Below are 19,933 nucleotides of genomic sequence, written 5' to 3'. Positions count from 1 at the left end.
CAGCCAGCCACGCGGATCGACGCAAGAGGATAAAGCACAATGTCCAAACAGATTATGGTGCCGGATATCGGCGCCGATGAGGTTGAAGTCACCGAGATCATGGTGGCCGTGGGCGACAAGGTCGAGCTGGACCAGTCCATCATCGCGGTAGAAGGCGACAAGGCCTCCATGGAAGTACCGGCTCCGTCAGCCGGTATCGTCAAAGAGATCCTGATCAAGGTGGGCGACAAGGTTGCCACCGGTTCCCAGATCATGATCTTCGAAGCCGAAGGCGCTGCAGCCCCTGCTGAAGTGGCTGCACCGGTTGCTGCTGCTCCGGCCGTCGCACCTGCCGCTGCCGTGCGCAAAGATGTGCACGTACCGGACATCGGTGACGACGAAGTGGACGTGACTGAAATCATGGTTGCCGTGGGCGACATGGTAGAAGCCGACCAGTCCATCATTGCCGTGGAAGGTGACAAGGCATCCATGGAAGTACCGGCACCGTTCGCAGGCCGCGTAGTCGAGATCAAGGTTGCCGCTGGCGCCAAGGTTTCTACCGGCTCTCTGGTCATGGTCTTTGAAGTAGCTGGCGCTGCACCTGCTGCCGTTGCTGCTCCGGCTCAAGCTGCCGCGCCTGTGGCTGCTGCCCCGGTTGCCGCCGCTGCCAAAGAGGTCAACGTACCGGATATCGGTGGCGACGAAGTGGAAGTCACCGAGATCATGGTTGCCGTGGGTGACAAGGTTGAAGCCGACCAGTCCCTGATCGCCGTGGAAGGTGACAAGGCCTCCATGGAGGTGCCTGCGCCGTTCGCCGGTGTGGTCAAAGAGATCAAGGTGAAGGCGGGTGACAAGGTCTCCACCGGTTCCCTGATAATGGTATTCGAAGTGGCTGGCGCTGCTCCTGCCGCCGCGCCGGTTGCTCAAGCTGCCGCTCCGGTCGCAGCAGCCCCTGTTGCCGCTGCTCCGGCTCCGGTTGCCCAGGCTACTGCCGCTGCGACCGATTTCGTTGCCAACGACGCTTACGTGCACGCATCTCCGGCGGTACGCCGTCTGGCGCGCGAGTTTGGCGTCAACCTGGCCAAGGTGAAAGCCTCCGGTCGCAAGGGCCGTATCGTCAAAGAAGACGTGCAAGCCTACGTGAAGGATGCCATCAAGCGTGCCGAGTCCGCTCCTGCCTCTGCTGGCGTAGCCGGTGGCAACGGTCTGGGCGTACTGCCGTGGCCGAAAGTAGACTTCAGCAAGTTCGGTGATGTGGAAGAGGTCGAGCTGACCCGCATCCAGAAGATCTCCGGTCCGAACCTGCACCGCAACTGGGTCATGATCCCTCATGTCACCCAGTTCGACGAAGCCGATACCACCGAGCTGGAAGCGTTCCGCAAAGAGCAGAATGCGATGCTCGAGAAGCAGAAGGCAGACGTGAAGATCACCCCGCTGGTGTTCATCCTGAAAGCCGCCGCCAAGGCGCTGGAAGCCCACCCGCGCTTCTGCAGCTCCCTGTCCGAAGATGGCAGCAAGCTGATCATGAAGAAGTACATCCACATCGGTGTGGCGGTAGATACCCCCAACGGTCTGGTTGTGCCCGTGGTGCGCGATGTTAACAAGAAGGGCATCATGGAGCTGTCTCGCGATCTGGCCGAGATCTCCAAGAAGGCCCGTGCCGGCAAGCTGACCGCTGCCGACATGCAGGGCGGTTGCTTCACCATCTCCAGCCTGGGTGGCATCGGCGGTACCAGCTTTACCCCGATCGTCAACGCGCCGGAAGTGGCCATCCTCGGTGTTTCCAAGTCCGAGATGAAGCCGAAGTGGAACGGCAAAGAGTTCGCGCCGCGCCTGATGCTGCCGCTGGCTCTGAGCTACGACCACCGGGTGATCGATGGTGCCGATGGGGCTCGCTTCATCACCACCATGAACGGTGTGCTGTCCGACATTCGTCGACTGGTCCTGTAAGTGAGAGGGCGGGCCCAGAGCCTGCCCTTTTTACTTCTCATTTCATTAACATGATCGTAAACTTGCCCCGTTTTTTTCACGGCTGCAGCCACCCGTTTCGGTATAAGACTGCGCTGTCCGGGGATATAAGAACGACAAAGAGGTCATGATGAGTAAAGAAATCAAAACCCAGGTCGTAGTACTGGGTGCTGGCCCTGCCGGTTATTCCGCTGCTTTCCGTGCAGCCGATCTGGGTCTGGATACTATTATCGTCGAGCGTTACTCCACCCTGGGTGGCGTCTGCCTGAACGTGGGCTGCATCCCCTCCAAGGCGCTGCTGCACGTTGCTAAAGTGATTGAAGAAGCCAAAGCGCTGGCCGAGCACGGCATCGTCTTCGGTGCACCGCAGACCGACATCGACAAGATCCGTCTGTGGAAAGAGAAGGTTATCAACCAGCTGACCGGCGGTCTGGCTGGCATGGCCAAGATGCGTAAAGTTCAGGTTGTTAACGGCTTGGGTAAATTTACCGGCCCGAACACGCTCGAAGTGACCGGGGAAGACGGCAAGACTACCGTGACCTTCGACAACGCCATCATCGCGGCCGGTTCCCGTCCGGTGAAGCTGCCGTTCATTCCCCACGATGACCCGCGCGTATGGGACTCTACCGATGCGCTGGAGCTGAAAACCGTTCCTGGCAAACTGCTGGTTATCGGTGGCGGCATCATCGGTCTGGAGATGGGTACCGTTTACTCCTCTCTGGGTTCCGAGATCGACGTGGTGGAATTTGCCGACCAGCTGGTTCCGGCTGCCGACAAAGACATCGTCAAGATCTATACCAAGCGTGTGGCCAAGAAATTCAACATCATGCTGGAGACCAAGGTCACCGCAGTTGAAGCGCGCGAAGACGGCCTGTACGTCTCCTATGAAGGCAAACACGCCCCGGCCGAGCCGGTTCGTTACGACAACGTGCTGGTTGCCGTAGGCCGTGTGCCGAATGGCAAGATGCTGGATGCCGAGAAAGCTGGCGTTGCCGTGACCGAACGCGGTTTCATCGAGGTGGACAAGCAGCTGCGTACCAACGTGGCGCACATCCACGCCATCGGTGACATCGTGGGCCAGCCGATGCTGGCACACAAAGGTGTGCACGAAGGTCACGTTGCCGCTGAAGTTATCGCCGGCAAGAAGCACTACTTCGACCCGAAAGTGATCCCGTCCATCGCCTACACCGAGCCAGAGATGGCATGGGTTGGTCTGACCGAGAAGGAAGCCAAGCAACAGGGCCTGAACTTCGAAGTCGCCACCTTCCCGTGGGCTGCTTCCGGTCGCGCCATTGCGTCCGACTGCTCCGACGGTATGACCAAGCTGATCTTCGACAAGGAGAGCGGCCGCGTCATCGGTGGTGCCATCGTGGGTACCAACGGTGGTGAACTGCTGGGTGAAATCGGTCTGGCCATCGAGATGGGTGCTGACGCCGAAGATATCGCGCTGACCATCCACGCTCACCCGACTCTGCACGAGTCCGTGGGTCTGGCTGCCGAAGTGTTCGAAGGCTCCATCACCGACCTGCCGAACGCCAAGGCCAAGAAGAAAAAGTAATCTTCTGCCATCTTCATGAAAAAGCCGCTCATTTGAGCGGCTTTTTGTTTTCGGGTTTGGCTAAGAGGTTAGCAGCGCCCCTTCTTGGCCTGACCGGGCGGGCAGAAGGTGCCATAACCGCCACCACTGCCGTCACTGACCCGGATCCGGGTATCGTCTACGCTCACGTCGGCGCCGTGTACCCGCACCGGCCCGTTGCTGCAGGCGCTGAGCACTCCTCCCAGCAACACCATCACTATCAGTTTGCCCATAACTCCTCCTCATATTTCCCTGATTATGAGGCATTTCGAGAGCCGCATAACGACGGTTGAATGGCCGTGCGTCACCGTTTGCCGTGGCTATGACAGAGGGTGCCGCAGCGCCCTCAGGTGAGTCTTCATAAGTGGGATGCAGACTACAGCCGGAAGTTGCCAACCAGCTTGTCCAGCTGACCGGAGAGCTGCTGCAGGCTGCGGCTCGATTCGGTCAGCTGGTGGGCGATATCGGCGGTCTCCATGGTGAGCTGGTTGATGTCTTCCACGTTGCGGTTGATCTCGCCGACCACGCTGGACTGCTCCTCGGTGGCGGTGGCGACCTGGATATTCATGTCGTTGATCTGGGTGATGTGGGCGGTGATCTGGCCGAGGGCGGCGTTGGCCTCATCGGCCTGGCTCACCACCTCCAGACTCTGGTTGCGCCCCTGTGCCATGGCGCTGACGGCGCGGGCACTCTGCTCCTGCAAGCGGTTGATCATCCCCTGGATCTCGGCGGTCGAGGCGGCGGAGCGGTTGGCCAGATTGCGCACTTCATCTGCCACCACGGCGAAACCGCGACCCTGTTCACCGGCGCGAGCGGCCTCGATAGCAGCGTTCAGTGCCAGCAGGTTGGTCTGCTCCGAGATGCTGCGGATGGTTTCGAGGATGCTGCCGATGGAGTCGGTCTGGCTCGCCAGCGACTCGATAACCCCTGCCACCTGCTCAATCTCGCCGGAGAGGCCGACGATGCCGTGGCGTGCCTGTGCCACCACGACCGCCCCTGCATCGGCCTGATCGTTGGCCTGTCTGGCTACTTCTGCTGCCAGCGAAGCGTTACCGGCGATCTCGCTCACCGTAGCGCCCATTTCGTGGATGGCGGTGGCCACCTGCACGGTACGGTCGCGCTGGGCGGTACAGTTGTGCTGGGTCAGTTGGGCCTTGGTTGCCACTTCATTGGCAGTGGCCGCGAGCTGGCGAGAGTTCTCCGCCACCTGCTCGATGGAGCCGTGGATCTTGGCGACGAAGTTGTTGAAGCCGGTGGCGACCTGACTCAGCTCGTCACGTCCTTCCACTTTCAGGCGCTGGGTAAGATCCCCATCGCCGCTACCCAGCTCCTTGAACAGGCGGGCCAGCTCATTGAGCGGACGGCTGACCGAGCCGGACAGCAGCATCCCCATCAGCCCCATGGCCAGCGCGATGACCAGCGAGATCATCAGGATCTCGTTGCGGGTCTGATCCAGTTCGGCATAGATCTCGGCTGCCGGCACCTGGGCTACCAGATACCAGTCGAGCAGCGGGATATAGCTGCTGGCCAGTACCATGGGCTCACCATTCACTTCGGCGTTGATGACGGCAAAGGGGCGTTTGGCCAGCAGGCTGCCGGTATCACCGCTGGCAATGTTGCCAAGTGTGTCACGCTCGATGCGATTAGCCTCGGGGTGCAGCTTCACCTTGCCGCTGCCATCGACCATAAAGACGATGCCGCTCTCTTCCAGCCGGAAGTTGGAGACCATGGTCACCATGGTATCGAGGGATTTGGCAAAGCCGGCCAGCCCGCGCCCGTTGAGCTGCTGGAAGTTGACGAACAGCTTCACCTCGCCGTTGCTCTCGCGGAAGATGCTGAGGGTCATCTCCTTCTGGCTCTTGGTGTAGTCATAGAACCAGGCGTCCTGTGTCGGGGTCAGGTTGCGCAGAAAGCCATCCTGGTTGTAGTAGGCGGCACTCTGGCGATCGGCGAAGGAGGCGGTCACCAGTCCGTACTGGTTGGCCACATCCTTGAGCTGGTTGATGAGGATCGGCTCCTGCTCTTTGGGCATGCCCCGATCCACCCAGTCGAGGATGAAGCGGTCGGTGGCCAGTTGGCGTGCGGCCTGGGCGATGCCGTGGAGATCCTGCTCGATCTCCTTGCTGATCCGCTGGGTCAGGTTGGGGAGCTCCTGCTCGAACATCCGGTTTTCGATCAGTTGCTGGGCCGAGCGTTGGCTGAAGTAGCCTACCAGCAGGCAGGAGACGACCACGGCCAGGGTGACCGTGGCCAGTATTTTCTGTTTAAGAGTGAGGGTTGCCAGCATAAAGGTGCTCAAAAGGTTGAGATTGACGACGCTCATATTAGCGGCAGCGCGGCGCTACCCATGAGGCTTGCAGCCCTTTATTTGCGGATTACGTTTGCGCTCACAGGGGCGGCGGCGTGCCCCTTCGCCATGCAGCACAGGCGGGATGCGGATTGACGGTTGCGCTAACTGCCGGGCCCCTTATAGTAGAGGCCATCCTTGGTGACTGACCCTCTGAATAATATGGAAAATATGATGCGCAGCTTAGGTGCGGGATGGACCCGTCTGCTTTTGGTGATGCTGGCGGCCTGCCCGCTGCTGGCTGTGGCAGCACAGGGGGAGCGCCCGAAAATTGCGGTGGTGCTCAGTGGCGGTGGTGCCAAGGGTTCTGCCCATATCGGCATCCTCAAGGTGCTGGAGCAGAAACGGATTCCGGTAGACATCATAGTCGGCACCAGCATGGGCTCTTATGTGGCGGGGATGTACGCCATGGGGCTCAGTGCCGAGGAGGTGGAGCGCACCACCTTGGCCATCGACTGGAACAAGGGGTATCAGGACAAGGTTGGCCGCGACGAGCTGTCGCTGCGCAAGAAGCAACAGAACGAGCAGTATCAGCTGCGCACCGACATAGGGGTGAATGGCGATACCACCCAGCTGCCGGACGGTTTCTTCCAGGGCCAATCTATGGCCAGCCTGCTGCGGGGGGCCACCTCCAACCTGCCGGTGCAGGAGAGCTTCGACGATCTCCCCATTCCCTACCGCGCCATGGCGACCGACATGGAGACGGTCACCCCCTTTGTGCTGGATCACGGCAGCCTGGCCAAGGCGATGCAGGCCTCCATGTCCATTCCCGGCGCCCTCAAGCCGGTGGAGTGGGAGGGGCACATCCTGGCGGACGGCGGCAGCGTCAACAACATGCCGGTGGATGTCGCCAAGGCGATGGGGGCCGATGTGGTGATTGCGGTGGATATCGGTGCCAAGCTGCGTACCCGGGAGTCCCTCAAGTCAGGGTTGGCGATGATCGACCAGCTCACCACCTACATGACCCAGGTGGGCACCGACAAGCAGAAGGCGCTGATGGGGCCCAGGGATATACTGATCGCCCCCGAGTTTGGCGATATGGGGATCGCCGACTTTGCCCGCATGCCGGAGGGGATCAAGATCGGTGAGACGGCGGCTGACAAGGTGTCGCTGCAACTCGATAAACTGTCGCTCACCAAGGCGCAGTACAACGCCTATCGCAACCAGAAGCTGAGCCGCCGTGCCGAGCGTAGCGGTCAGCCCGCCTACTTCATCGACAAGGTGGAGATCATCAACAAGTCGCGCCTCTCCGACGAGACGGTGCGCGCCATGCTGAAAGTGCGGCCTGACAAGGTACAGACCAACGAGAGTCTGGAGGCGGGCATTCGCCGCCTCTATGCCCTTGAGTCCTTTGACCGCATCACCTATGAGGTGGAGGAGCGTGATGGTGAGAACGTGCTGCTGGTGGACGCCAGCGAGAAGAACTGGGGGCCGGGCTACCTCAACTTCCAGTTCGGTTTCACCGATGACTTCGAGAACACCTCCAACTACAACGTCGGCATGTCCTATACCCTCACCAACGTCAACGAGTGGGGTGCCGAGTGGCTGACCGAGGCGTCGCTGGGCACGGCCAAACATATCAAGACCGATTTCTATACCCCTCTCGAACCCTCCCAGACCTTCTATGGTGAGGCGAGTCTGGCCTATGACCAGACCCTGCGCCGCCTGTTTTTCCCCAATCCGGATCCCGAGACGGTTTCGATAAGCTATCTCGACTCCGAATACTCCTTCTTCAGCGGCGATCTGGCAGTGGGCTGGAACCGCCAGCCCTGGAGCCGGTTGTCGATGGGATTGGAGGGACAACTGGGCACGATTGATGTGAAGAACTTCAAGGGGCTGGAGATGGATGCCACGGCGTGGGGCCCCTATGTCCGCTTTGAACACGACAATCTGGATAGCCTCTATTTCCCCTATCAGGGGGTGAAATGGGACATGAAACTGGGCCACTCCCACGTCAGTGTGGATGGGCTCGAGTCGGCAGATGGCCGCAGTGAAGGCTGGAATTATCAGCTCTCGATGATCAAGCCCTGGTCATGGGACAGGCACAGCCTCAACCTGATCCTCGAAGGGGGAGGCTCGGGCAGTGAAGAGGTGGTGCCGCTGCATATTCAGGATCTGGGCGGGCTGTTCCGCCTCTCCGGTTTCCAGCGCTACCAGCTGAGCGGTCGCTACAGCCTGTTTGGTGGCCTGCGCTACATCTATCGGGTGGCGGACAACGACTTCGGTGCCCTCAAGATGCCGCTCTATCTGGGTGGATCTCTGGAGCAGGGCGGGGTCTGGAACAAGGGTGAGGATATCAGTCTGGAGAGCTCCTTCACCGCCGGTTCGCTTTATGTCGGGGTGGAGAGCTTCCTCGGCCCTGTGTTCCTCGGCTACGGCATGGCGGAGGGGGGCAATGACGTCTTCTATCTGCAATTGGGCAGTACGTTCGAATAATGCTGAAATGATGCCAATTTGTTAACTCTGGTTGAGGGCGTTCAATTAATTTTCAAAAAATACCAGTCTGTTTAATTGGTTACGATTTTGTGGTGAATAAGTAAACAGGGTTTGGATTTTAATTAGTCGTTAAAACTTATATAGTGGGGAGCACCCTACGGGGTGTCCCGCAAGGACGATCGCCGCGAGCGTGGGCGAACCCCAAAAAAAGACCAAAGAGGAATTAGTCGTGCTTGAAACATACCGTAAACACGTCGCAGAACGTGCCGCCGAGGGCGTGGTTGCCAAACCTCTGGATGCAGAGCAGGTCGCCGCCCTGGTAACGCTTCTCAAGAACCCGCCCGCTGGCGAAGAAGACTTTCTGAAAGAGCTGTTGTCCTCCCGTATTCCCCCCGGTGTTGATGAAGCGGCCTATGTCAAAGCCGGTTTCCTCACCGCCGTCGCCAAGGGCGAAGCCCACTCTCCCATCCTGGCTGCCGCCGAAGCTGTTGAGCTGCTGGGTACCATGCAGGGTGGTTACAACATTCAACCGCTGATCGACCTGCTGGATCACGCCACCCTGGCGCCGCTTGCCGCCAAGGGGCTCTCCCACACCCTGCTGATGTTTGACTCCTTCCACGATGTGGAAGAGAAGGCCAAGGCGGGCAATGTCCACGCCAAGCAAGTGATGCAATCCTGGGCTGATGCCGAGTGGTTCCTCTCCCGCCCGGAGCTGGCCGAGAAGATCACCGTCACCGTGTTCAAGGTGACCGGCGAAACCAACACCGACGATCTCTCGCCGGCACCGGACGCCTGGTCCCGCCCGGACATTCCGCTGCACGCGCTGGCGATGCTGAAAAACGCCCGTCCCGGCATTACCCCGGACAAGGATGGCGCCGTCGGCCCCATCAAGACCATCGATGCCCTGAAAGAGAAGGGCTTCCCGCTGGCCTACGTGGGTGACGTGGTCGGTACCGGCTCTTCCCGTAAATCCGCCACCAACTCGGTGCTCTGGTTTATGGGCGACGACATTCCGTTCGTGCCGAACAAGCGCGCTGGCGGTGTCTGTCTGGGTGGCAAGATTGCCCCGATCTTCTTCAACACCATGGAAGATGCCGGCGCCCTGCCCATCGAAGTGGACGTCTCCAAGCTGGAAATGGGCGATGTGATCGACATCTACCCCTATGCCGGCAAGATCTGCAAACACGGCACTGAACAGGTGCTGGCGCAGTTTGAACTTAAAACCGACGTGCTGATCGACGAAGTGCGCGCCGGTGGCCGTATCCCGCTGATCATCGGTCGCGGCCTGACTGACAAGGCCCGCGAAGCGCTGGGTCTGCCTTTCTCCACCGTGTTCCGCCGTCCACAGCCGGTGGCCGATACCGGCAAGGGCTTCACCCTGGCCCAGAAGATGGTGGGCAAGGCGTGCGGCGTGAAGGGCATTCGCCCGGGCACCTACTGCGAGCCCAAGATGACCACGGTCGGCTCCCAGGACACCACGGGTCCGATGACCCGCGACGAGCTCAAAGATCTGGCCTGCCTCGGTTTCTCCGCCGATCTGACCATGCAGTCCTTCTGCCACACCGCCGCTTATCCGAAGCCCATCGACGTACAGACCCACCACACCCTGCCGGACTTCATCATGAACCGCGGCGGCGTGAGCTTGCGTCCGGGTGACGGCGTCATCCACTCCTGGCTGAACCGCATGCTGCTGCCGGATACCGTGGGTACCGGTGGTGACTCCCACACCCGTTTCCCCATCGGCATCTCCTTCCCGGCGGGCTCCGGTCTGGTGGCTTTCGCCGCCGCTACCGGCGTGATGCCACTGGACATGCCGGAGTCCGTGCTGGTGCGCTTCAAGGGCGAGCTGCAGCCGGGCATCACCCTGCGTGATCTGGTCCATGCCATCCCCTATGCCGCCATCCAGAAAGGGCTGCTGACCGTCGAGAAAGCTGGTAAGAAGAACATCTTCTCCGGCCGCATCCTCGAGATCGAAGGTCTGCCGACCCTGAAAGTGGAACAAGCCTTCGAGCTGGCAGATGCCAGCGCCGAGCGCTCCGCTGCCGGTTGCACCATCAAGCTGGATAAAGAGCCGATCATCGAGTATCTGAAGTCCAACATCGTGATGCTGAAATGGATGCTCTCCGAAGGTTACGGCGACGTGCGCACCATCACCCGTCGCATCAAGGGGATGGAAGAGTGGCTGGCCAACCCGACCCTGATGGAAGCGGACAAGGATGCCGAGTATGCCGAGATCATCGAGATCGATCTGGCCACCATCAAGGAGCCGATCCTCTGTGCGCCGAACGATCCGGACGATGCCCGTCTGCTGAGCGACGTGGCTGGCGACAAGATCGACGAGGTGTTCATCGGTTCGTGCATGACCAACATCGGTCACTTCCGTGCCGCCGGCAAACTGCTCGAGAAGTATCAGGGCGAGCTGCCTACCCGCATGTGGATCGCGCCGCCCACCAAGATGGACAAGGATCAGCTGACCGAAGAGGGCTACTACGGCATCTTTGGTCGCGTCGGTGCCCGCATCGAGATCCCTGGCTGCTCCCTCTGCATGGGCAACCAGGCGCGGGTAGCGGAAGGGGCCTCCGTGGTCTCCACCTCAACCCGTAACTTCCCGAACCGTCTGGGTAAAGGTGCCAACGTCTATCTGGCCTCTGCTGAGCTGGCCGCCGTTGCCGCCATCCTCGGTAAGATCCCGACTGTGGCGGAGTACCTGCAGTACGCCAAGGCGCTCGATGCCACTGCGGCAGATACTTACCGCTACCTCAACTTCAACGAGATCGCCTCCTACACCAAGAAGGCCGATGCGGTGATCCTGCAGCAAGCCGTTTAACGGAGTTCTTGCGCGATTTGCGCAATAAGAAGCCAATAATGCCGCGTATTTACGCGGCATTATTTATTTGTGTGTTATTCACCGTCTTTTTTGAAGATTGTTTGCACGATCCTTGCTAGAGAGATCCAACCACCTGTTTGGTGGTTCGTTTTATAAACGCTTTGGGTTATGTTGTTCGGTTATGTGCGGTAATGATGAGGCATCGTTATCGAGGGAAAGTGGATATCTGTTCACTGGGTGCTTGCGTTGGCAGGCCTGACGAATTGCGGCGTGGTTCTTTATGTTTCTGTTCAGGATCGATCTCTCCCGAACCGGGTTACGCTTCGGCGGTGCCTTGCTGGTCTTTACCCTGCCGCTGCTGGTGGGAGGCTGGCTCATCCACAGCAATTATGTGCAGGAGCTGAAAGCGGAATCCAGCGCCTCGGCCCACAAGGCCAGAACCCTGATGGAGTCGATGCTGGATCATGCGGAGCAGGCCAATCGCTCCGTGCTGCCCTTGGTGAATGCTCCCTGTCGCGACAACCTGCTGGTGCTGCGCAAGAAGGTCGCCATCGAGCCTTTCCTGCGTTCGGTCAATCTGGTGCGAAATGGCATCATCAATTGCACCTCGCTGTTTGGTGAAGCCAATGATGCCGATGACGGCTCCATCTACACCGGCCGCAAGCTGCTGCTGATGAGTGGCAACCGGGTGCGGCAAAATCACCCGCTGCTGGTGGTGCGCACCGAGCAGGGCAAGGATGCCGCCTTGAGTGCCATCGACAGTACCCAGCTCAGCTTCATGCTCTCCATGAGCGGAAAATCCAGTGCGCTTTATCTGCAGGTGGGGTCGGCCTGGCTCAATGAGTCTGGCCGCTATCTGAGCGAGGCGCCCACCCTCCATCGCGGAATCAGCCAGTCCCTCACCTCATCCCATTATCCTTTCACCATCCATGCCGGTTATGCCATGCCGGTCTACTGGAAGTCGCTGTGGGCCGCGCGGCACGTGGCGCTGTCGTGGCTGGCGGTTTCCTCGCTTTTGCTGGCCTGGCTGGTGTGGTGGGTGCTGGGACGTCCCGGCTCGCCAACAGATGAGTTGCGACGTGCCCTGCGGGCCAGGGAGTTTGTTCCCTACCTGCAGCCGCTGATTGCCAGCCACGACGGCAAGATGATGGGCGCCGAGGTGCTGATGCGCTGGGAGCATGTCAATGAAGGGGTGATCCGGCCCGATCTCTTTATCCCGCAAGCGGAGGAGTCGGGACTGATCGTCCCCATGACCACCCATATCATGAAGCAGGTGGCGACACGGTTGAACCGCTCTCAGGAGCAGTTGCCCGACGGGTTTCATATCAGCTTCAACATCAGCGCCGCCCATTGCCACGATTTTGCCCTGCTGGCCGAGTGTCGCGCCTTCCTCGGTCACTTTGTTCCCGGCAAGGTGGTACTGGTGCTGGAACTGACCGAGCGGGAGCTGCTGATGTCAGATCCCCAGACCCTCTCCCTGTTCCGCCAGCTGGACGAGATGGGGGTCAAACTCGCCATCGACGACTTTGGTACCGGCCACTCCAGCCTGGCTTACCTGCAGCAGTTTCATGTGGATTACCTCAAGATCGACAAATCCTTTATCGCCCGCATCGGTACCGAGTCGCTCTCGGAACATATCGTGGACAACGTGATCGATCTGGCGACCCGGCTCGGTCTGGCGCTGGTGGCGGAAGGGGTGGAGAGTGAGCGTCAGGCTGACTACCTCAGGGCCAAAGGGGTCGACTATCTGCAGGGGTACCTGTTTGCCCGCCCCATGCCGCTGCGCCAGTTCTGCGAGGAGCTGCTGCCGGAAGAGGCACAAACCCGCCAGCCAGATGGGGTACGAGGCATCCCGAACGCCACCTGATCTATCGGTGACAGACGGGCGGTCAAGCTCCCCTCAGGAAGGGTAGGTGAGCGCTCTCTCCCTATCTCCCCTCGAGTGCAGGGGCTTGTTTTCCATGCCTTGTGGCTCACTTTTCGGTAGAATCGGCGCTCATTTTGACGTCAGTAAAAGATGAGGCGCGGTATGACGGTTCAGTTCCAGGCATTTCACAGCATCAAGGCGATCGGTAATCGGGAGGTGCTGTTCAACTGGTCGAGAACCAATCCCCTCGGGGCGCTGGATCAGGTGTGGCGCCCGAAAAACCGCGACGAGTTGCAAATGCTGCTGCGGGAACACCCCGAGCGCAAGCTGCGTCTTATCGGCTCCGGCCTCTCTTTTGAGCCCATTCACAGCGTCTATACCGAAGGCAGTCAGGCACTGCTGGTGGACTTGCACCACCTGCGCGGCCAGTTGGCGAAAACCGCCGATACCGTGACCTATCAGGCGGGGACGCCGCTCGATACCGTCTACGCCGATCTCATCGCCATGGAGCGGATGCTGCCCGCATCCCCGGGCGTTATCGGCATCCAGACCCTGGGCGGTGCCCTCAGCACCGGCACCCACGGTCAGGGGCTGCACCAGTCTGCCCTGTGCGATGCGGTGGAGGCCCTGACGGTGATGCTGGCCAATGGCGACATCATCCGGGTGGATCGCACCGATCCACGCTTCGGTGCCTTCGTGATGGGGATGGGGATGCTAGGCATATTGCTCGATGTCACCCTGCGTACCGTGCCCAATCGCATCATGCGCTGCACCAAGTTCACCACCGACTACCCCTTCCTGCTGGAGCACAACGAGCGGCTCAATCGCGAGCACGGCTTTGTAAAGAGCTGGTGGTTTGCCTGGACCGGCGAGAGCCACATCTGGCTGGTGGATCCCGCCTCCGAGGAGGAGGTTGCCCGCTACCGCGCCGGTGGCAGCGAGCCGCTGATGCTGGATGGTGATATCGACGCCCGCATGAACGCCACCATAGATGCCACCCTGCAAAAGATGGCGAAGGACACCAAGGATGAGGCGCTGGCCGGTGAGCACTTCGAGACTGTGCGTCGCTTCAAGGATGCCTCCGATCTGGTGGGCAACGTCTATCAGATCCTCTGCAAGGGGATCCCGGCCCCCCAGATCAACTGCGAGGTGGCGGTGCCGCTGCATCGCATGAACGAGGCGCTGGAGACCCTGCAAGCGTGGCAGCAGGCCAATCCGGGCGTGTTGCACTACCCCTTTATCCTGCGCTGCACCGGCCCTTCCGAGGCCTGGCTCAGCGCTGCCTATGGCCAGTCGGTCTGCTGGATCGGTTTTCTGGTCTATCTGGCAGCGGACGGCACCTTCGTCAACGGCTCCATGGAGCAGATGCGCGAGCTGCAGCAACTGCTGGTGCCGCTCGGTGGCATTCCCCACTTCGGTAAGCATCTGGCGATGGATCTCTACGACTTCCCGACCCTGCTGCCGCGCTGGAACGACTTCGTGGCGTTGAAAGCCGAGCTCGACCCCCATGGCCGCTTTGAAAACCGCTGGCTCAGCGACCTGTTTGCCAACCGGTAAGGATCTGACATGACCGATATGCAAGATATCCGTATCCCTGTGACCCTGCTGACCGGTTTTCTCGGCAGCGGCAAGACCACCTTGCTCAACCACTGGGTCAAGCAGCCGGAGCTCGGCGAGTGCGCAGTGCTGATCAACGAGTTCGGCTCGGTGGGGCTGGATCACCATCTGGTGCAGCAGGTAGATGAGCAGGTGATGCTGCTCGACTCTGGCTGCATCTGCTGCTCGGTGCAGGGCTCTCTGGTGGAGGCGTTGCAGGGGCTCTTTATGAAGGCCATCCAGCGCAAGATCAAACCGTTCAAGCGACTCATTATCGAGACCACTGGCCTCGCCGATCCGGCCCCCGTGCTCTTCACGTTGAGGGAAGAGGGCTTTATCGCCCAGCGCTACCGCTTCGATGGCACCGTCACCGTGGTGGATGCCGGTCATATCGAGCAGCAGTTGGCAGCCCAGTATGAGGCGGTGAAGCAGGTGGCGCTGGCGGATCTGCTGGTAGTGAGCAAGGGGGATCTGGTGGATGGTGAGCAGCTGGCTCGGGTCGAAGCCCAGCTGGCGGCACTCAATCCGGCGGCGCCGCTCCAGCGGGTGACCAATGGCGAGCTTTCGCCCAAGGTGCTGGAGAAGCTGGGCGCCTACAACGAAGCGGCCGGGCGCGATGTGCGCCAGCTGCTGGCCTGGCTGCGCACAGAATCCCCCAAGCAGGGGCTGGCGTCACCGATGCAGCCCAAGATGCAGCCGTTCGCCGCCAAGGTTGGCACTGCGGCGCCCACCCACTTCGATCACGGCAACATCGAGAGTTTCTCTTTGCGCATCGGCGAGCCGCTCAAGCCGTCTCGCTTGCTGGCTGCGATCGATGCGGTACAGGCACAGTATGGCGATGCCCTGCTGCGCCTCAAGGGGATCTTGCAGCTGGAAGGGGAGAGCCAGCCGGTGGTGATCCACGGTGTCCACGGCCAGCTCTATCCGCTGCAGGCGCTGGGCGACTGGCCGGAGGGCAAGGCCCAGTCCCGACTGGTGTTTATCGTGAAAAGTCAGGACAAGGCCGGTATCGAGCAGCTCTTTATGGCGACCCTCAAGGCCCCTGAGCCCACTCTGGAAGAGCGGCTCAAAGCCATGCTGGGTCAGCCCGACAACTGATCTTGCGCGTTGCAGCTCTCCTGTACCGGGTCAGGACGGCGGCGGTTGAACAGCACAAAGGCCACCGGCACAAAGTAGAACGAGAGCAGGGTCGCCAGCGCTGTGCCACCGGCGATGGCGATGGCAAAGGGTGGCCAGAAGCCGCCGCCCCCCAGCAATAGCGGGATGAAGCCGCCCACCGTGGTGATGGTGGTCGAGACGATGTGGCGGCTGCAACCGGCCACCAGATCACGGATCTGCGGCAGATTGCCCTGTTGTGCCAGCGGGTCTGCCTTCAGCTCGGCCAGAATGACAATGGCGGCGTTGATGGCCAGCCCCATCAGTCCCAGCAGGGCGATGATCACCGTAAACCCGAAGGGGTACCCCAGCAGCCAGACCCACAGCAGCCCGAGCCCCGCCGACTGGATCGCCACCAGGGTGACGATGCCTGCCAGCCGGAACGAGTTGAAGCTGAGCACCAGCACGGCCACCAGCAGCACGGCGACCAGGCTGACATGGGCCATCAGATTGCCCACCGATTCATCCCGCTTGGCGGCTTCCCCGCCAAACTCCAGTCGATAGCCCGGCGGCAACGCCAGCGCCTTGGCGGCCAGCCTCTCTTTGACCTGCTCCAGCACGGTTTGCGGCAGTACGCCGACCGCCAGATAGGCCTCCAGCACATTGACCCGCTCACCATCCCGACGGCTGATCTCCCCCCAGCTTGGCAGCAACTCGGGACTAGCCAGTGCCCGCAAGGTGAGATTGGCAGCCCCTTGCTGGCCGGTGCCGGTGAGCGACAGCGGCACATTGAGCAGCGCATCCGGATCCTGACGCAAGGGCTCGGCCAGTCGCACCCGAACCGGGATTGACTCGGTGCCTTCCAGCACAGTGCCGCCCAACCTGCCATCCAGTGCGCCCGCCAGCCGGGAGGCAACATCGGTCAGGCTCATGCCTGCCAGTCGGGCGGCCTCCTCATCGACCTGCAACCAGAGTTTGGGGGCCCCTGCCTGCAAGGTGGCGCGGGTCTGCACCACGGCCGGGGTATTGGCGAGCAGACTGCGCAGCTCCTCTCCCAGACGGTGTAGTTGTTCAAGGTCGGGGCCAAACAGCCGCAGCTCGACCGGGGCATTGAAAGGCGGCCCCTGTTCCAGCTTGCGCACCAGGAGCTGTGCTTCGGGAAATTTTGCATCGAGCCGCTGCTGCAGTTGTGGAATGAGCCGCTCGGCAGCATCGGCATCCTGCAGAGTGATCATCCCCTGGGCGTAATCGGCCCGCCCCTGTTTTCTGGGCACCAGGTTGTAGTAGAAGCTGGGGGCGTTGTCGCCCACCACCCAATCCTGACGAGCCAGCTCGGGGAGGCTGGCCAGCTCGGCGGAGATCCCCAGTGCCAGCTCGCGGGTGCGCGCCAGGCTCGCCTGTGGGGAGAGGCTGGCCTCGATGTGGATCATGTCCCGGTCGGCAGGGGGAAAGAACTGTTCGGTGAGGCTGCCCGCCACCCAGAAACCGAGCAGGGGCAGCAGACTGACCAGCAGCATGGTGCGCCAGGGGTGAGCCAGCGCCATGGCGATGCTCTGCTGGAAACGGGCGCTCACCCGGGGCAGGTGCAAGCCATCCTGATACCAGCGTCCCCCCTGGTCACTGCCAATCCAGCGGGCGGCGAGGCCAGCCACCAGGGTGTGGGCGATGAGGTAGGATCCCAACAGCGAGCAGATCACCGCCCAGGCGATGCCGCCGACAAACTCGCCTGCGGGGCCCAGCATCAGAATGATCGGCATAAAGGCGAGCATGGTGGTGAGGGTGGAGCCCAGCAGTGGCAGCCAGAGGTGGCCGATGGCTTCCAGTGCGGCGGCACTCATGGCCATGCCGTGGCGGCGCTGATACTGCACCCGATCCGCCATGACGATGGCGTTGTCCACCATGATCCCGAGCGCCACCACCAGACCGGTGACCGACATCTGGTGAATGGGCAGATTGATCAGGTCCATGCAGGCGAATGAGAACGCCACGGTAAGCGGCAGCGACAGGGCCACGATAATGGCTGCCTTGACGCCCAAGGTCACCAGCAGCACGGCCACTATGATGAGGAAGCCCTGCACAATGTTGATGAGCAGGGTGTCGAGCCGCTGATCGGTATAACGCTGCTGATCGAAGCTGGTGACGAGGCCGATATTATCCGGCAAGTCCTGTTGCAGCTGGGCCAGCATGGTATCGACCCGTGCCGACCAGAGGTCGATGCGGTGATCCTGTGCCATGCGCAGGCCGACCACCACGGCCCGTTCACCATTGGCAAAGGCCAGCTGGCTCTCCGGCTGGTGCAGGGTACGTCTTACCTCGGCCAGATCGCCAAGGCGCAGGGTCTGGCCCTGCTCGCCGGTACGCAGCGGGATCTGGCGGATCCGCTCCAGGGTATCGAGGGCACCGCGGATCTCTACCTGAAAGCGATTGTGGCTGCCCTGCAACTCCCCGGCGGCCACTTTGGCATCGGCACCACTCAGCGCCTGGGCAAGCTGTTCGCCACTCATGCCGCTGGCACTGAGGGCGAGGGGATCGAATCGCACCTCGATCTCCTCCTGTGGTGCCCCGACCCGCTCGACGTATTCGGTGCCCGGCAGCTGGCGAGCCCGGCGTTCCAGCTCGGCGCTGTAGCGGGCGAGGCGATCCAGCTGCGGCTGGCCCGGCCCGCGCCAGACCACATTGACCAGCCGGGTGAAGGGATAGCCTTTCTCATCGTCCAGCTTGGGGGCACTGGCGCCGGCTGGCAGCCCGGCGGCCAGATCTGCCAGCCGATCACGGACTCTGGACCAGACAGGCTCGACATCGCTGACCTCATCCTTGAGCTCCAGATTGATGATGGAGAGGCCGGGGCGAGAGCTCGACTCGATCAGCTTGATTTCGCTCTGGGCCCGCAGCCGGTTCTCGATGGGCTCGCTCACCAGCGCCTCCACCCGCTCGGCACTGGCCCCGGGGAAGTGGGTAACCACGCTGGCAAAACGGCTGGTGAGCTGGGGATCTTCGGTTCTAGGCAGGGTCTGCAATGCCGCAAGGGCGGCCGTCAGCAACAGCGCGACCGTCAACAGCAGCAGGCGGCCATTCTCGATAAACGGGCGGATCATGACTGTGGCTCCGGATGAGCCGCCTGATGATCCACGCTGGTGGTCAGGGTGACCTGCTGGCCCGGCACCAGTTTATGCAGGCCATCGGTCACCAGCTGTTCTTGTCCATTCAGGGCACCACTGATCCAGGCCCGCTCGCCATCTTGCTGCTGCAGGGTGACGTCCCGACTGACCACCCGGGGTGGCGTTTCGTCGTTGAGCAGATAGAGGGTCCAGCTGCCGCGCAATCCCTGGGTCAGCGCGGTGAGCGGTACCTCGTAGGCGCGGGTAGGCTCGCGGGTCTGATGCAACAGGGTGATCAGTTGCCCCTCTGCCAGTTGTTCGCCGCCCCGTGTCAGCTGGAAGCGGGCGGTGCGGGTGTGGGTCTGCCCGTCCACTTGTACCCCCAGATTAAGCAGGCGCCCCTCCAGTGATTGCGCACCGCTTTGCAGGGGGTAGTGTTGGCCGACGATCAGGGTCTCGGCCTGTTTCACCGGCACGCCGATATCGGCCTCCCACTGGCCGCTGCGGGTCAGGGAGAAGAGAGGCTGGCCTGCGGCCACCACGGCCCCCAATGCCTGCTCGCGGCTGACTACGATCCCGTTGAAGGGGGCGCGCAGCTGTGATTTCTCCTGTTTGACCCGGTTGGCTTCGAGGGCGGCGGCCAGCTGGTTGGCGCTTGCCTCCAGCATGCGGACTTTGCCTTGCTGTTCATCCAGCGCCTGACGGGAGCTGAACTGCTGCTGGCGCAGGGCGGTGAGTCGGTCGAGCGTCTGCCGGGCAAGGGTCAGTTCGGCCTCGTTCTGGGCGGCCCGGGCAGCCAGCTCTTTGGCTTCCACTGCCAGCAGCCGGGTGTCCAGTGTGGCCAGCAGTTCGCCAGCCGCGACCGGCTCTCCGCGTCCCTTGTGCAGAGTGGCGATCCGCCCTGCCAGCTCGAAGCCTATCTGGCTGTGCTCGGGAGCGATCACCCGGCCATTGAAACGGTGCAGCACCGGGTAGTGATCGCTGGCTTGCAGCGGCTGGGCGATTACCCGGGTCAGGGCGGGTGTTTCTTCTGACTCTGTGACCGGGCTGCAGCCACTCAGTAACAGCGCCAGCAGGATTAAGCAAAGTGTCATGACATCATCCTCTGGTTGACATAACATCAAATCACACCGGTGAGTCTAGT

Annotated in this window: 11 protein-coding genes; 7 read left to right on the top strand and 4 right to left on the bottom strand. The window is 61.4% G+C overall.

The features are described from left to right. Positions 1 to 39 precede the first annotated feature (39 nt). Positions 40 to 1,929 (top strand): pyruvate dehydrogenase complex dihydrolipoyllysine-residue acetyltransferase, encoded by a 1,890-nt coding sequence (gene aceF, locus G5149_RS11330; RefSeq protein ID WP_421212460.1) that lies wholly within the window; start codon positions 40 to 42, stop codon positions 1,927 to 1,929. Between the two features lie 148 nt (positions 1,930 to 2,077). Continuing rightward, complete coding sequence (gene lpdA, locus G5149_RS11325; RefSeq protein WP_005341659.1) at positions 2,078 to 3,505, top strand: dihydrolipoyl dehydrogenase; 1,428 nt, start codon at positions 2,078 to 2,080, stop codon at positions 3,503 to 3,505. A 68-nt stretch (positions 3,506 to 3,573) separates the two neighbouring features. Here lpdA and G5149_RS11320 read toward each other — a convergent pair whose 3' ends face one another. Next, positions 3,574 to 3,756 carry a hypothetical protein gene (locus tag G5149_RS11320; protein ID WP_216952195.1) on the bottom strand — a complete coding sequence of 61 codons (183 nt, stop codon included), beginning with the start codon at positions 3,754 to 3,756 and terminating at the stop codon, positions 3,574 to 3,576. A 143-nt stretch (positions 3,757 to 3,899) separates the two neighbouring features. Further along, positions 3,900 to 5,810: a methyl-accepting chemotaxis protein gene (locus G5149_RS11315; RefSeq protein WP_421212459.1), complete on the bottom strand. Its 1,911-nt coding sequence runs from the start codon at positions 5,808 to 5,810 to the stop codon at positions 3,900 to 3,902. Between the two features lie 234 nt (positions 5,811 to 6,044). On the opposite strand from G5149_RS11315, the gene G5149_RS11310 reads away from it, so the two are divergent. The 5 genes from G5149_RS11310 (at position 6,045) to G5149_RS11290 (ending at position 15,694) form a co-directional block, all read left to right on the top strand. After that, entirely contained in the window at positions 6,045 to 8,306 is a 2,262-nt protein-coding gene (locus G5149_RS11310; protein ID WP_421212458.1) for a patatin-like phospholipase family protein, read from the top strand. A gap of 229 nt (positions 8,307 to 8,535) precedes the next feature. Further along, on the top strand, positions 8,536 to 11,133 hold the full coding sequence (acnB, locus tag G5149_RS11305; RefSeq protein ID WP_421212457.1) for a bifunctional aconitate hydratase 2/2-methylisocitrate dehydratase: 2,598 nt from the start codon (positions 8,536 to 8,538) through the stop codon (positions 11,131 to 11,133). 280 nt (positions 11,134 to 11,413) lie between these two features. Beyond that, complete coding sequence (locus tag G5149_RS11300; RefSeq protein ID WP_421212456.1) at positions 11,414 to 13,000, top strand: EAL domain-containing protein; 1,587 nt, start codon at positions 11,414 to 11,416, stop codon at positions 12,998 to 13,000. Positions 13,001 to 13,162: 162 nt separating this feature from the next. After that, complete coding sequence (locus G5149_RS11295; RefSeq protein ID WP_421212455.1) at positions 13,163 to 14,557, top strand: D-arabinono-1,4-lactone oxidase; 1,395 nt, start codon at positions 13,163 to 13,165, stop codon at positions 14,555 to 14,557. A 9-nt stretch (positions 14,558 to 14,566) separates the two neighbouring features. Continuing rightward, positions 14,567 to 15,694, top strand: coding sequence for a CobW family GTP-binding protein (locus G5149_RS11290; RefSeq protein ID WP_421212454.1), 1,128 nt, complete (start codon positions 14,567 to 14,569; stop codon positions 15,692 to 15,694). Here the strand turns inward: G5149_RS11290 and G5149_RS11285 are convergent. Together G5149_RS11285 and G5149_RS11280 are read right to left on the bottom strand one after the other, a co-directional pair. Next, the gene (locus G5149_RS11285) at positions 15,679 to 18,786 is read right to left on the bottom strand and encodes an efflux RND transporter permease subunit (RefSeq protein ID WP_421212453.1); all 3,108 of its coding nucleotides are present in this window, start codon (positions 18,784 to 18,786) and stop codon (positions 15,679 to 15,681) included. The two genes, G5149_RS11290 and G5149_RS11285, sit on opposite strands and share 16 nt — an antisense overlap. Beyond that, complete coding sequence (locus tag G5149_RS11280) at positions 18,783 to 19,883, bottom strand: efflux RND transporter periplasmic adaptor subunit (RefSeq protein ID WP_421212452.1); 1,101 nt, start codon at positions 19,881 to 19,883, stop codon at positions 18,783 to 18,785. The genes G5149_RS11285 and G5149_RS11280 overlap by 4 nt, the downstream gene beginning before the upstream one ends. Between the last annotated feature and the right edge of the window lie 50 nt (positions 19,884 to 19,933).

It is taken from the genome of Aeromonas sp. 600479 (genome assembly GCF_049175515.1).
Classification (GTDB): Bacteria; Pseudomonadota; Gammaproteobacteria; order Enterobacterales; family Aeromonadaceae; genus Aeromonas; species Aeromonas veronii_A.
The sequence above is the reverse complement of the archived record's forward strand: the minus strand, read 5'-3'. Positions and strand labels throughout refer to the sequence as shown.

Bases quoted from the DNA above. Each gene is read 5' to 3' on its own strand.
- aceF (WP_421212460.1), top strand. From the start codon at position 40: ATGTCCAAACAGATTATGGTGCCGGATATCGGCGCCGATGAGGTTGAA.
- lpdA (WP_005341659.1), top strand. From the start codon at position 2,078: ATGAGTAAAGAAATCAAAACCCAGGTCGTAGTACTGGGTGCTGGCCCT.
- G5149_RS11320 (WP_216952195.1), bottom strand. From the start codon at position 3,756: ATGGGCAAACTGATAGTGATGGTGTTGCTGGGAGGAGTGCTCAGCGCC.
- G5149_RS11315 (WP_421212459.1), bottom strand. From the start codon at position 5,810: ATGCTGGCAACCCTCACTCTTAAACAGAAAATACTGGCCACGGTCACC.
- G5149_RS11310 (WP_421212458.1), top strand. From the start codon at position 6,045: ATGCGCAGCTTAGGTGCGGGATGGACCCGTCTGCTTTTGGTGATGCTG.
- G5149_RS11300 (WP_421212456.1), top strand. From the start codon at position 11,414: ATGTTTCTGTTCAGGATCGATCTCTCCCGAACCGGGTTACGCTTCGGC.
- G5149_RS11295 (WP_421212455.1), top strand. From the start codon at position 13,163: ATGACGGTTCAGTTCCAGGCATTTCACAGCATCAAGGCGATCGGTAAT.
- G5149_RS11290 (WP_421212454.1), top strand. From the start codon at position 14,567: ATGACCGATATGCAAGATATCCGTATCCCTGTGACCCTGCTGACCGGT.
- G5149_RS11285 (WP_421212453.1), bottom strand. From the start codon at position 18,786: ATGATCCGCCCGTTTATCGAGAATGGCCGCCTGCTGCTGTTGACGGTC.
- G5149_RS11280 (WP_421212452.1), bottom strand. From the start codon at position 19,883: ATGACACTTTGCTTAATCCTGCTGGCGCTGTTACTGAGTGGCTGCAGC.